The sequence below is a fragment of the Pseudomonas fluorescens genome (assembly GCF_000967965.1).
Taxonomy (GTDB): Bacteria; Pseudomonadota; Gammaproteobacteria; order Pseudomonadales; family Pseudomonadaceae; genus Aquipseudomonas; species Aquipseudomonas grandcourensis.
In genome coordinates, this window is sequence record NZ_LACC01000026.1 from 107,341 (window position 1) to 120,440 (window position 13,100).

The following is a 13,100-nucleotide window of genomic DNA, read 5'->3' on the forward strand; positions in this document are numbered from 1 at the left end:
GGCGAATTCCTTATTCAGGGATGACAGCGATCACGTCGATTTCCATCAGCCACTGCGGCTGGCCGAGGGCACTGACCACCAGGCCGGTGGAAATCGGGAACACACCCTTGAGCCACTTGCCGACTTCCTGGTAGACCGGCTCGCGGTAGCGCGGGTCGATCAAGTAGGTGGTGGTCTTGACGATATGGCTCATGTCGCTGCCCGCCTCTTCCAGCAATTGCTTGACGTTGCGCATGGCCTGCTCGGCCTGGGCACGCGGATCGCCGAGGCCCACCAGTTGGCCGTTGAAATCGGTGCCGACCTGACCACGCACATACACGGTGTTGCCGGCGCGCACGGCCTGGCACAAATCGTTGTCCAGCGTCTGGTTCGGGTAGGTGTCTTTGGTGTTGAACATGCGGATGCGGGTATGAGTAGGCATTAACGAACTCCCATGAGGCTGGCTTTCTGAATAGGTGCACGGGCGGCTTCGGCTTGACGCTGGGTCGCATCCCGATAGTTGAGATAGGTGTGCTGTTTAACGATGTGATCGGCGATGTGCTTGGCGTCGTGCCAAACGCCCCAGATAAACGCGGAGCCGCGGCGGGACTGCCAAGGCAACCCGACGAAATACACCCCCGGCTCGGCCGACACGCCGCGTTGGTGCTGTGGCTTGCCGTTTTCCTTGAAGGCATCGACCTTCAGCCAGCTGTAATCGGTGGAGTAACCGGTGGCCCAGATGATCGTGGTGACGCCGGCCTCGACCAGGTCCAGTTCCAGGATTGGATGGGTCACGCAGTCGGGGTCCGCCAGCATGGCCCGGGCTTCGGGTTCCAGCGGCAGGTCCAGGCCGTTGCGTTCGATGTAGGCGTCGGCCTTGTCGAGCAGCGCCAGGTAGTTTTCATCGCCACGTTTAATGTTGTCGGCGAGGTTGTTTTCGAAGCTCACCACAGCGCCGTTGAACGTCTGGGTCAGGCCGACCAGGGTCATGCCCTGGTGAGCCAGCCGGCGGAAGTCCACGGTGTGGCCGCCACGGGCACCGCTCACGGCGATGGTCACGTGTTCCTTGCCCGGTTGCATGGCTTCGGCATCCCACTCGCCGAGCACCCCCAGCCACCAACAGAAATCACGGTTGCGATAGGCACGCGGCGGACGATCGTGGGCGCCCACCGACAGGTAGACCTGCTTGCCGGAACGTTGCAGTTCATCGGCGATCTGCACGCCCGAGGAACCTGCGCCCACCACCAGCACCGCACCTTCGGCCAGTTGCTGCGGGTTGTAGTATTGGGCGGAGTGAATCTGGGTGATGCCGGCGATTTCGGGAGCAATCGGCGGAATGGCCGGACGCTGGAACGGGCCGGTGGCGACCACCACATGCCGGGCCTCGATCACGCCATCAGAGGTTTCAACGGTGAAACCGGGACGGTCGATGTTACGTTCGACTTTCTTCACGTCCACGCCGGTACGGATCGGCGCGTTGAACTTCTTGGCATAGGCTTCGAAGTACTGAGCCACCTGCTCTTTCCCGGCGAAGGCATCCGGGTCCAGACCGTCGAATTCCAGCCCCGGGAAACGGTCGTGCCAGGCCGGGCCGTTGGCTACCAGCGAATCCCAGCGACCGGTGCGCCAGGCTTCGGCGATACGATTGCGCTCCACAACGAGGTGAGGCACACCGAGCTTGCTCAGGTGTTCACTCATGGCCACGCCGGCCTGGCCGGCGCCAACAACAAGCGTATCAATTGCGGTTTTATCAACTGTCATGGCTGTGCACTTCTGAAAGGTGGTTTGATTCAGGTCGGTCATGGCTGCCGCCTCGATTCTGATCACTGTTGTTCTTCTGCTGCGGCTATCGGTGTCAGGGTGTTGGCCGCATTCTGTTCGGAGCCGGGAAATAGCGAAATTATGTTTTTTGTGGTTGCTGGCGAGGAAAAAGCGTCGAGCCGACCGGTCGGCTGTGGAAGGTTGCGGGAGGCCCGATCCCGGCCTATGGTCCTAGCGATGCAATGTCGGCGATTGACGCCTGATGGCACAGCGCCGGCCGATGTCCACCCAGTGCGAATAGCGCAAGAAAGTGACGACATGCCTGACAACTCTCGCCCCGCCGTGCTCGAACTGATCGGCAACACGCCTTTGGTGCGCGTCAGCCGATTCGATACCGGTCCGTGTACGCTGTTTCTCAAACTCGAATCCCAGAACCCCGGCGGTTCGATCAAGGACCGTATCGGTCTGGCGATGATCGACACTGCCGAACGCGATGGTCGCCTCAGGCCCGGCGGCACCATCGTCGAAGCTACCGCTGGCAATACCGGCCTCGGCCTGGCCCTGGTCGGCCGCGCCAAGGGCTACCGCGTGGTGCTGGTGGTGCCGGACAAGATGTCCACCGAGAAGGTCCTGCACCTCAAGGCCATGGGCGCCGAGGTGCACATCACCCGCTCCGACGTCGGCAAGGGCCATCCCGAGTACTACCAGGACGTCGCCGCGCGGCTGGCGGCGGAAATTCCCGACGCGTTCTTCGCCGACCAGTTCAACAACCCCGCCAACCCGCTGGCCCACGAATGCAGCACCGCGCCGGAGATCTGGGCGCAAACCCAGCATGATGTGGACGCCATCGTCGTCGGCGTCGGTTCGGCCGGCACCCTCACCGGGCTGACCCGTTTCTTCAAACGGGTGCAGCCGGACCTGGAAATGGTCCTGGCCGACCCGGTCGGTTCGGTAATGGCCGAGTACAGCCGCGGCGGCACCCTCCCCACCCCCGGTTCCTGGGCGGTGGAAGGCATTGGCGAAGACTTCATTCCGTCGATTGCCGACCTGTCCAGCGTGCGCCACGCCTATTCGATCAGCGACGAAGAAAGCTTTGATCACGCCCGCCAACTGCTGCGCGCCGAAGGCATTCTCGGCGGCTCATCCACCGGCACCTTGCTGGCGGCGGCGTTGCGTTACTGCCGCGAACAGACCCAGCCGAAACGGGTGGTGAGCTTCGTCTGCGACACCGGTACGCGTTACCTGTCGAAGGTCTACAACGACCAGTGGATGAACGATCAGGGCCTGCTGCAACGCAAGCACTACGGCGACCTGCGCGACCTGATCGCGCGGCGTTTCGAGGATGGCCGGGTGATCAGCGTCGGCCCGGATGACACGCTACTGACGGCGTTTCAGCGCATGCGCCTGGCGGATGTCTCGCAGCTACCGGTGCTGGTGAACGGCAAACAACTGGTCGGCGTCATCGATGAATCCGACATCCTGCTGGGCGTGCATGAAGACGTTGCGCACTTTCGCAAGGCTGTATCCAGCGCCATGACCGACAAACTGCAAACCCTGTCCCCCGGCGCCTCTCTGGCGGATCTGGAGGCAGAGCTGGGCCGTGGACTGGTGGCGATCATCCAGGATGCCTCGGGCTTCCACGGCCTGATTACCCGAACCGACATGCTCAACCATTTGCGGAGATCCCTGCCATGAGTCAACAGGACAAAAACGCCCCGCCACAGGGCTTCGCCACCCGGGTGATCCACGCCGGGCAAGTGCCGGACCCATCCACCGGGGCGCTGATGCCGCCGATCTACGCCAACTCCACCTACCTGCAACAGAGCCCTGGGGTGCACAAGGGCCTGGACTACGGGCGTTCGCACAACCCGACGCGCTGGGCGCTGGAGCGCTGCGTGGCCGACCTCGAAGGCGGCACTCGGGGCTTTGCCTTCGCCTCGGGGTTGGCGACCATTTCCACGGTACTGGAACTGCTCGACGCCGGCTCGCACATCGTCTCTGGCAACGATCTGTACGGCGGCACCTTCCGCCTGTTCGACAAGGTGCGCCAGCGCAGCGCCGGGCACCGTTTCAGCTTCGTCGACCTGACCGACCTGGCGGCGTTCGAGGCCTCCCTGCAAGACGACACACGCATGGTCATGGTCGAGACCCCGAGCAATCCGCTGCTGCGCCTCACCGACCTTGCCGCCATCGCCCGCACCTGCCGCGCGCGCGGCATCATCTGCGTGGCCGACAACACCTTCGCCAGCCCGTGGATCCAGCGCCCGCTGGAGCTGGGTTTCGACATCGTGCTGCACTCGACCACCAAGTACCTCAACGGTCACTCCGACGTGATCGGCGGCATCGCCGTGGTCGGGCAGAACGCCGAACTGGCCGAACGCCTGGGCTTCCTGCAAAACGCCGTCGGCGCCATCGCCGGCCCGTTCGATGCCTTCCTCACCCTGCGCGGGGTGAAGACCCTGGCCCTGCGCATGGAACGGCATTGCAGTAACGCACTGGACCTGGCGCAGTGGCTGGAGCGCCAACCGCAAGTCGCACGGGTCTACTACCCCGGCCTGCCGTCGCACCCGCAACATGAACTGGCCAAACGGCAAATGCGCGGTTTCGGCGGGATGATTTCCCTTGACCTCAACAGCGACCTGGCCGGCACCAAACGCTTCCTCGAGAACGTGCAGATCTTCGCCCTGGCCGAGAGCCTCGGCGGTGTGGAAAGCCTGATCGAACACCCGGCGATCATGACCCACGCCACCATTCCACCCGATACCCGCGCAGAACTGGGGATCGGCGACGGGTTGGTGCGGTTGTCGGTGGGGGTCGAGGATGTGGAGGATTTGCGGGCGGATCTGGCGCAGGCGTTGGCGCGGATGTAAGCAAGCTCGCTCCCACACTTTTGAATTTCTGTCATACACAAATTTTGTGTTCACCAGAAATCCACTGTAGGAGCGAGCCTGCTCGCGATGGCGGCGGATCAGTCGATATTGATGCTGGCTGACACTCCGCAATCGCGAGCAGGCTCGCTCCTACAGTTCCGTTTTGGCCCTCTCCCCTGCTTCAACGCTGGTCAAGCCCGCAAGAGTCCCTATAATCGCGGCGTTTTCGTCTACCCTCACGAAGCGTCGTGCAGCAATCAGCTTGTGCGGGGCGCATCGACATTTTTCCGCTATTGAACCGGAGAACTTCCATGCTCAAACGTACCCTGGCATTGGCCGTCGGCCTGACCCTATCCTTTTCCACCCTGCTGGCACAGGCTGCCGAGACCCTCAAGGTCAGCGCCATCCCCGACGAAGCCCCCACCGAATTGCAGCGCAAGTTCAAGCCCCTGGGCGAATATCTGGAGAAGCAACTGGGCATGAAGGTCGAGTTCGTGCCGGTGTCCGACTACCCGGCAGTGGTCGAGGCCCTGGCCACTGACCGCATCGATATGGCCTGGCTGGGCGGCTTCACGTTCGTGCAGGCGCGGCTGAAAACCGGCAATGCCATTCCATTGGTACAGCGTGAGCAGGATGCGCAGTTCACCAGCAAATTCATCACCGCCGACCCGGCCGTCAAGTCGCTGGCCGACCTCAAGGGCAAGTCCTTTGCCTTCGGTTCGGTGTCTTCCACGTCCGGCAGCTTGATGCCGCGTTACTTCATGCTCAAGGACGGCATCAAGCCTGAAACCTATTTCAGCCGTGTCGGTTACTCCGGCGCCCACGACGCCACCGTCGCCTGGGTTCAGGCCGGCAAGGTCGACGCCGGCGTACTCAATGCCAGCGTCTGGGAAAAACTGGTCAAGGCCGGCAAGGTCGATACCGACAAGGTCAAGGTCTTTGCCACCACGCCGGCCTACTTCGACTACAACTGGACCGTGCGCGGCACCCTCGACCCGGCCCTGGCTGACAAAATCAAGGCGGCCTTCCTCGCGCTCGACCCGGCCAACCCGGAGCAAAAGGCGATTCTGGACCTGCAAGCCGCCAGTCGCTTCATCGAGACCAAGCCTGAGAACTACAAGGGCATCGAGGAAGCCGCACGCGCTGCCGACCTGCTGAAATGACACTGCATCTGAACCGGGTCAGCCTGACTCACGGCAACGGCGTGCGTGCGCTGCATGAGGTCGACCTGCACATCGCTGCCGGTGAGCAGGTCGCAATCATCGGCCCGTCCGGTGCCGGCAAGTCGAGCCTGCTCAACGTGCTGGCCACCGCCCTGCGCCCGGACGACGGTGCGGTCGAGGTACTCGGCGAGCACGCCTGGCAGCTTGGCGCCCATCGGCGTCAGCAGCTGCGGGCGCGCATCGGCCTGGTTCACCAGGCGCCACCCCTGCCACCGCGGCAACGGGTGGTCACGGCGGTGCTGGCCGGAAAGCTGGGGCAATGGAGTTTTGCCAAAAGCCTGCTGAGCCTGCTGCATCCGGTGGATGTTCCGGGGGCGCGGGCGGCACTGGTCAAGCTGGACCTGGGTGACAAGCTATTTGCCCAGTGCCAGCAATTGTCCGGCGGCCAACTGCAGCGCGTGGGCATTGCCCGGGTGCTGTACCAGGCGCCCGAAGTGCTGCTGGCCGATGAGCCGGTGTCGGCAATGGACCCGGTACTGGCCGGGCACACCCTGTCGATCCTCTGCCGCCACGCCCGGGAGCACAACGTGACGCTGGTCGCCAGCCTGCATGCGGTGGAACTGGCCCTGACACACTTTTCACGCATCATCGGTTTGCGTGAAGGGCAGGTCCTGTTCGACCTTCCCGCCGGCGATGTCGACCACGATTTGCTCGACAAGCTCTACGCCAACGAGCAACTGCTATCGCCGCCCGTTCCGGTGGCGCCCTTGAGCCTGCAGATTCCACGATGCTGACGCGCGATACACGAGACCCGGCCACCCTGCCCCGCCTGCTGCTCAGTCTGTTGGCACTTGCTCTGCTGTGGCCGGGTATTCATTTCAGCGAATTGGACCTGGGTGTACTGCTCAAGGCCGACAGCCAGAGTGAGATGGGCCGGTTTGTCTCGGCCTTCTGGCCACCGGCCCATGGCGAAGAGTTCATCCAGTTGCTGTGGCAAGCCACGCTGCAAACCCTGGCCATCGCCACCGCCGGCATGGCCCTGGCCTTGCTGTTGGCCGTGCCTGCCAGCTTGTTGGCCAGTCGAGCGCTGTCGTTGTCGGCAGCTTCGCGCAGCGGTCGCCCGAGCGCCTTGGGCCGACTGTTGCGCTGGCCGGTGCGCGGGCTGCTGATCTTCCTGCGCAGTGTGCCGGAAATCGTCTGGGCCTTGCTGTTCGTGCGCGCCGTCGGCCTTGGCCCTACGGCCGGGGTGCTGGCCATTGCCATCACCTACAGCGGCATGTTGGGCAAGGTCTACGCGGAAATCTTCGAGTCGGTCGACCAGCGTCCCGCCCACTCACTGTTGCAAGCCGGCAGCGGCCGGTTGGCGGCGTTCTGCTACGGCATCCTGCCCAATGTCGCGGCGGAGTTGCTGTCGTACACGGTGTACCGCTGGGAATGCGCGATCCGCGCGTCGGTGGTGATGGGCTTCGTCGGCGCCGGCGGGCTGGGCCAGCAGATCGACTTGTCGTTGCGCATGTTCGCCGGTGGTGAAGTGGCGAGCATGTTGCTGACCTTTTTCATCCTGGTGCTGTTCGCCGACCAGATCAGCCGCCTGTTGCGCTGGAGGTTCGCATGAATCGCCTGATCAACCTGCTGCTGATCCTGTGCATTGGCGTAGCGGTCATCGCTTCGTTCCGCTATCTGGGCATCGACCTCGGCGAACTGACCGGCAGCGGTAACCTGAAGCAGATGGGCGCCTACGTGCTGCGTTTTCTCAGCCCGGACCTGAGCACCGGCCATCTGCAAGCCATCGGCCGTGGCGCCGTGGAAACCATGGCCATGTCGGCCCTCGGCACCCTGCTCGCGGCGGTATTGGGCCTGGTGCTGGCACTGCCGGCGGCCGGGCGTTTCGGTTGGCCTCTGCAGAGTGCGTCGCGACTGGTGCTTAACGCCCTGCGCGCCATTCCGGAACTGGTGTGGGCCGCGCTGATGGTGCTGGCAGCCGGACTCGGCCCCAACGCCGGGACCCTGGCACTGGCCATGCACACCACCGGGGTGCTGGGTCGATTGTTCGCCGAAGCACTGGAAAACACCCCGCCGCAACCGGCCGAAGCCATCCGCTTGCAGGGCGGCAACGTCGTCTGGGCCTTCTGCTACGGCACCCTGCCCAACCTGTTTCCGCAGCTGTTGGCGTACATCCTGTACCGCTGGGAAAACAACATCCGCATGGCCAGCGTGCTGGGATTTGTCGGAGCCGGCGGTTTGGGGCAAATGCTCTATGTCAGCCTCAGCCTGTTCCAGGAAGCCCAGGCCAGCACGGTGATCCTCGCCATGCTGCTGCTGGTGTTTGCCGTCGACGGGCTGAGCAGCTGGAGCCGCCAGCGTTGGGTCAAGGCGTGATGGGGAACTGCATAGACTTGCTCACCTGATTGCATTCAGCTTCCCTCCGCCCTCGGTTCCCGACTGGGAGCGCGGCGCCTACAAAGTTGCCATTATCATTTGTCGTCCATCTTTGTTGACGATTGTGGCCGGCGCTCAGTGCTCTCTTCGGCGTTGGGCGCTTCTGGAAAACTCCCTGGCGTGAACACATGGGTCTGCAAGTCGCTGGCATCGACTTCGGCGACACCATGCACCGAACGGGCCAGACCAATGGCCTGTTCACACTGTCTATGAGTGTTGACGCGGCCGCTTAACCCCACTATGCCCGCATGGGTTTTGACATTGATATGCAGGCTAAGGGTCGGATCGGAAAATGCCAGGGCCGACTTCACCCTGGCGGTAATCCATGCATCGTGAACGGCCATTTCCAGACCATGAGAGTAATGCTGGAAGGAGTGAATTTTCATGGCTGAACCCTCTCTCGCGTAATCAGACGTACTGTCCATCCCATTTGCTGTGCCGCCCTCCGCCTGTCAGGTGAACGCTATGGATACCTGATTCGTTTTGGAGCGCTCGCCACGCAAACATTGACAGAAATTAATTATAGTACGGCCGTTGCCTGCGGTCAGAACGCTGTCCCCGTGAATGTCCGCCTTGGTCGCTCAGTGCCAGGCGCAACACCTACAGAGCACTCCAAACAGTCCTTATTGCGATCAGCCCTGATCAACCCATAGCTGCCGATCTCGACCGGCAGAAAACGGCCGATTCTGTTGAAAAACAGGGCGGATAACGCGCCAGCGCTATCCGCCGTGGAGGGGCCGGCGTATTACCTGTTCCGGGTTATGCGCCCTACGGTACTAGCGATGGTTACGATAGCGTTCGGTCAAGGACTGCACGAGGGTGACGTAGGATTGCGTCTCGGCGTAGGGAGGCACCCCGTTGTACTCGACCACGGACGCTTCGCCGGCGTTGTAACCTGCCAACGCCAGCACCTGGTTGCCGTTGAAGCGCTTGAGCAGCCAGGCCAGGTAGCGCACGCCGCCACGAATGTTCTGTTGGGCATCGAACGGATCGTCCACGGCGAAGCGCTCGGCGGTGGCAGGCATCAACTGCATCAGCCCCTGGGCGCCGGCTTCGGAAATGACGTTGGGGCGAAACGCCGATTCGGCATGTATCACTGCGCGGACCAGCGCCCTGTCGACACCATAATGACCCGAAGCGGCTTCGATCTCCCGTCGATAGGACTGGGTGTCCAGGCGCAGTGAGGCGACCTTGAAATCCTTCGTCGCCATGCACAGATAACAGCCCTTGATGTAATAGAGCTCAAGGACATCGACCCGCGCGGAGATCCCGATAGGGCGCCGGCTCACATATTGACGAATACCCTTGTGGATGAAGGTGAACACCCGAATACGCACCGCGTCTGGGTCGTCGTCCCGCACAAGCCGTGGCAGGGCCATTGCCTTGGCACCGACACCGGCGCCCGCCATGCCATTGAGGCGAGTGCAGCGGGCGCTGGCGATGGCTTGGCTGGTGTAGCTGATGGCGCCGTCCCTGGCTTGGCACTTGAACATGGCGCTGGCGCACAGAGGAGCGACCAGCAAGGCCAGTTCGATGCAGCCAAGAAGGCTCTTGCGAGCCCATCGCCATGCTCTGGATCTCATCACATCGCTCCGCGCCGCAGGCGCCGATCAGGCCTGGGGCGCCTGGCCTGGGCGCTGCCTTTGGAGGGCCTATTCTGGGTGGCCCGACTTTTGTTCTGATAGTTATACCCCTTGTAACCGGCCTTGGAACTTGCGTTGACATACGGACTGCCGGCGTTCCCAGGCGAGGCGCAGGCGTGATGTTTTCCCAGGCCAGCACTGCCCACGCAAAAAAACCTTCCTGCGTTTCAACACAGGAAGGTTTTTTTGTTTGCGGCCGATCAGTCTTTAGCCTGGCTCAACTTGGTGAACAGCTCGGTCGGTACTTTCTTGCCGTTGGAAATGAACTGGTTGGTGCGGAACTTGTACACCTCACCCTCGGACAGGAAACCATCGCTGTTGGTGTCCATCGCCTTGAATTCCTCAGTGCCCTTGGGTGCTACCGCCAGCAGTTCCTTGAGCGACACGCGGCCGTCATGATCGGCGTCGGTGCGTGCGAAAGATGCATCGCCGCACTTGCCTTCACCGCACTTGCCCTCGGCCTGGGTCTTTTGCGCGCTGGCTTCGGCTCCGCACTTGCCTTCGCCACACTTGCCTTCGCTGGTCTTCTCCGCGGAAGCCAGCTGATAGCCCTGAGGCAAGGCTTCGGCCGAAAACGCGGTGGACGCGAAGTTGATACCGCCGACCAGTGCAACAGCGATCAGGCCAATACGGGTTTTGTTCGACTGGATACGAGACATGTTGATACTCCGGAGCATGTGCGCGGCTGGACCACCATTGGTCGTACCGCAAGGGTTGATAAACCTGGTTGCGAGCTGCGTTGTGCATCTCGCTTTGGCAGGTCTATTTGGCCCCAGTGGTGTATCCGGGCTGTATCCGTGGAGAGCTGGTTTTGTATGGCTGTACGAAGATGTGGTGCCTTGATACACGGCGATACAACAAAAGCCTCAAGCTACTACCCTTCATTGACGACCTAGACCTTACAACTCAAGGAGCGTCAGACATGAACGGTAAACGTATAGCAGCGGGATTGAGTCTTTTGTTCGCATTCAGTGGTGCGTGCCTGGCGGCGCCGGGCACCATCAGGTTTCAAGGCAGCATTGTCGAGCCGGGCTGTCAGTCACGCGTGGGGACGGATGGCACATTCGATCTTTACCAATGCTCTGCCCAGAGTCGCGCGATGGGGGTTGAGGCAAACACCCTCGCGCCAACCGCCAGTGTGAGCGCTGTCGGTCAATCCCGTACCCACGTCAAACTGCTCGCTGACAGTGGTCAAGAAGGTCGCTATTTCGATCAGCAGTATGTGTTGGTGGATGATGCAGGCTCGCCGGTCCGCTCCGGAAACTACTTGATTACCCTGAGCATGCCTTGATCACGGGGCGCGCGCAGGACGTCTTCGTCCGACCGAAAGCACCTGTTTAAAGAGGTTGTAGGTTATTTCCTAAGGGCTACAGGACCTTGCGTCGTTGCCTACGGTTACGCCAGAATCCGCCGGCTTGTGCGTCCGGGAGCTGCTCAGTAACTTGGTTCGCGTCACTGCCCATCAGTGATCGGGTTTAGTCGCCCGTGGTTTTCTAGTGAAGTGCACAAGCTCTGTCAGTCAGGCATTCCCATGCTTGCACTTGATGGTAGCTGTGCGCAGGGCGCCTTCGGGCGCGCCGGTTTGCTAGATCCCCGGTCGACTAACCTGCGTACAGCTGCCTCCCCTTTCGTTTAGTCGCAAGAGGGGTGGCGCTCCATACAAGGATCTAGCTTATGTTCAAGGTCACCCCCAACCCGCCGGACACCGATCCGACTTCCCCATACGAACCCGATTCAAACAAGCTCAACGAGGCCGCCGAACGCGCGCTCGCCTTCCACTTCCCCTCGACTGCCGACATCAAAGCCACACCGCGCAGACCCAGCCACCTGTTTACCGTTGACCCCGAAGCCACGACCGAAACCCTGGTCGTTTATCTGGTCGAAACGCTAGCCTCGGTCGATGTGATGGTGCATCAGTTGGTGGATCATCTGGATGGAGGCTCGCGCAATGCCCTGCTGGGGATTTCCAACAGTGTGATGTTGGCGGAGATCACGGCGAATCGGGTGCTGGACCAAATCGACCCGCGCGAATAAACACTGAATCTATGACTAACACTGCCCCCGTGGCGAGGGAGCTTGCTCCCGCTGGACTGCGCAGCAGGCCCTGCTTTTCAGGTGAAGAGCTGGGGCCGCTACGCGACCCAGCGGGAGCAAGCTCCCTCGCCACAGGTTTTGTGTGTTTGATGTTGGCTGGGCTATCACTAGTTCGGATCCAGCAACCCACCACTCCAGTTACGCGACACCCGGCTGCCGGTGAATTTCGCCACCCCCATGCCCTGGGGTATCAGACGATCGCGATAGCGCGTCACCAGGCGCCCCGCTTGTTCGGCGTGCAACACCACTTCGGAGGATGGATCACCCGGCCGCCCAAGAATCCGTGCAAAGCGTTGGCCTTCCTCGACGAAATCCCCCAGCTCTTTTTCGAAGATCAGCACGCCGGGTTGCGGGGCGATGATGGTTTCCATGTGGCCCATTTCCACGGCTTCGACGGGCCAGTCCGTGGGCGCCACTGACTCATCGATGACGCCGCAACCGCACAGCCAGTTGTACAGCCCTTCGGCATCGGACTCGGCAAAACGGTCGCTGACATCGCCCTGCCCGCGCAGCTCCAGGGTCGCGGCCATGCGCCCTGCAGTGACTCCGTCGCGTATCCACGGGGCAATGATGGTTTCCTCGAAGGAGCCATCGCCGCCGTCGTCCCAGATGATCGCCACGTCCATCTTCATCGCCACCGCCAGTTCGCGACCGCGCGGCCAGAAACTGCGGTGCACATACAGGTACGGCAAGGCCTCGTCATCGGTGTGCAGGTCGAGCATCACATCGGCCGGGGCTGCCAGTTGTACCAGTTTTTTTTGCCACTCCTGAACGCAGGTCGAAGGTCGTTCCATGGCCGCCGACTGATCGAACGAGCGGTTGAAGTTATGCCCAGTGGCGTCGTGATAACGGCCGAGGATCCGCCCCTGGCGAAACTGCCCGATGCCCAGCGGATTGGCCTGCGGCACCACGGTGATGTTGCCCTTGAGCCGGCCTTGGGTTTCGGCGATTTGCAGTCGTTGCATCAGTAAATGCAGGACCAGCATCCCGGCGATTTCATCGGCGTGTACGCCGGCCTGCAGGTGTACGGTTGGCCCGCTGCCGTCGCCTGCATAGCGCCAGGCACCGACCCGCACGGCATCACCGTTGTTGTTGCGAACACTGAACGAAATATCCTGCGGCATTGGCTTTCCCTCCCGTCATGAACGTTG

At 62.0% G+C, this 13,100-nt stretch carries 14 protein-coding genes; 8 read left to right on the forward strand and 6 right to left on the reverse strand.

What is annotated here, in order from left to right; translation table 11 throughout:
• Positions 1-10: 10 nt before the first annotated feature.
• On the reverse strand, positions 11-421 hold the full coding sequence (locus tag VC35_RS21615) for a RidA family protein (protein WP_046042476.1): 411 nt from the start codon (positions 419-421) through the stop codon (positions 11-13).
• Positions 421-1,782 (reverse strand): flavin-containing monooxygenase, encoded by a 1,362-nt coding sequence (locus tag VC35_RS21620; RefSeq protein WP_185754825.1) that lies wholly within the window; start codon positions 1,780-1,782, stop codon positions 421-423. Before VC35_RS21620 ends, VC35_RS21615 begins: the two co-directional genes overlap by 1 nt.
• Before the next feature lie 276 nt (positions 1,783-2,058).
• Between VC35_RS21620 and VC35_RS21625 the strand changes: the two genes are divergently transcribed.
• The 6 genes from VC35_RS21625 to phnE all read left to right on the forward strand — a co-directional run bounded on the left by VC35_RS21625 (position 2,059) and on the right by phnE (position 8,152).
• Complete coding sequence (locus VC35_RS21625) at positions 2,059-3,435, forward strand: pyridoxal-phosphate dependent enzyme (protein WP_046042477.1); 1,377 nt, start codon at positions 2,059-2,061, stop codon at positions 3,433-3,435.
• Entirely contained in the window at positions 3,432-4,610 is a 1,179-nt protein-coding gene (locus VC35_RS21630) for a trans-sulfuration enzyme family protein (protein WP_046042478.1), read from the forward strand. The genes VC35_RS21625 and VC35_RS21630 overlap by 4 nt, the downstream gene beginning before the upstream one ends.
• Before the next feature lie 311 nt (positions 4,611-4,921).
• Entirely contained in the window at positions 4,922-5,773 is an 852-nt protein-coding gene (locus tag VC35_RS21635; protein ID WP_046042479.1) for a putative selenate ABC transporter substrate-binding protein, read from the forward strand.
• The gene (locus VC35_RS21640) at positions 5,770-6,567 is read left to right on the forward strand and encodes a phosphonate ABC transporter ATP-binding protein (protein WP_046042480.1); all 798 of its coding nucleotides are present in this window, start codon (positions 5,770-5,772) and stop codon (positions 6,565-6,567) included. The genes VC35_RS21635 and VC35_RS21640 overlap by 4 nt, the downstream gene beginning before the upstream one ends.
• Positions 6,561-7,388, forward strand: a complete 828-nt coding sequence (locus VC35_RS21645) for a PhnE/PtxC family ABC transporter permease (RefSeq protein WP_046042481.1) — start codon at positions 6,561-6,563, stop codon at positions 7,386-7,388. The genes VC35_RS21640 and VC35_RS21645 overlap by 7 nt, the downstream gene beginning before the upstream one ends.
• Positions 7,385-8,152: a phosphonate ABC transporter, permease protein PhnE gene (phnE, locus tag VC35_RS21650; protein WP_046042483.1), complete on the forward strand. Its 768-nt coding sequence runs from the start codon at positions 7,385-7,387 to the stop codon at positions 8,150-8,152. Before VC35_RS21645 ends, phnE begins: the two co-directional genes overlap by 4 nt.
• Positions 8,153-8,247: 95 nt before the next feature.
• On the opposite strand, the gene VC35_RS21655 is transcribed toward phnE, so the two are convergent.
• The 3 genes from VC35_RS21655 to VC35_RS21665 form a co-directional block, all read right to left on the reverse strand.
• Positions 8,248-8,598: a BON domain-containing protein gene (locus VC35_RS21655; protein ID WP_046042568.1), complete on the reverse strand. Its 351-nt coding sequence runs from the start codon at positions 8,596-8,598 to the stop codon at positions 8,248-8,250.
• Positions 8,599-8,988: 390 nt separating this feature from the next.
• Positions 8,989-9,795, reverse strand: coding sequence for a lytic transglycosylase domain-containing protein (locus tag VC35_RS21660; protein WP_046042484.1), 807 nt, complete (start codon positions 9,793-9,795; stop codon positions 8,989-8,991).
• A gap of 260 nt (positions 9,796-10,055) precedes the next feature.
• Positions 10,056-10,514: an HvfA family oxazolone/thioamide-modified RiPP metallophore gene (locus tag VC35_RS21665; RefSeq protein WP_046042485.1), complete on the reverse strand. Its 459-nt coding sequence runs from the start codon at positions 10,512-10,514 to the stop codon at positions 10,056-10,058.
• Positions 10,515-10,777: 263 nt separating this feature from the next.
• Here VC35_RS21665 and VC35_RS21670 point away from each other — a divergent pair, with 263 nt between their 5' ends.
• Both VC35_RS21670 and VC35_RS21675 read left to right on the forward strand, forming a co-directional pair.
• Positions 10,778-11,146 (forward strand): type 1 fimbrial protein, encoded by a 369-nt coding sequence (locus tag VC35_RS21670; RefSeq protein ID WP_046042487.1) that lies wholly within the window; start codon positions 10,778-10,780, stop codon positions 11,144-11,146.
• A 383-nt stretch (positions 11,147-11,529) separates the two neighbouring features.
• The gene (locus VC35_RS21675) at positions 11,530-11,889 is read left to right on the forward strand and encodes a DUF6124 family protein (protein WP_046042489.1); all 360 of its coding nucleotides are present in this window, start codon (positions 11,530-11,532) and stop codon (positions 11,887-11,889) included.
• Positions 11,890-12,056: 167 nt separating this feature from the next.
• Here VC35_RS21675 and VC35_RS21680 read toward each other — a convergent pair whose 3' ends face one another.
• Positions 12,057-13,073, reverse strand: a complete 1,017-nt coding sequence (locus VC35_RS21680; protein ID WP_046042490.1) for a M14 family zinc carboxypeptidase — start codon at positions 13,071-13,073, stop codon at positions 12,057-12,059.
• Positions 13,074-13,100 lie beyond the last annotated feature (27 nt).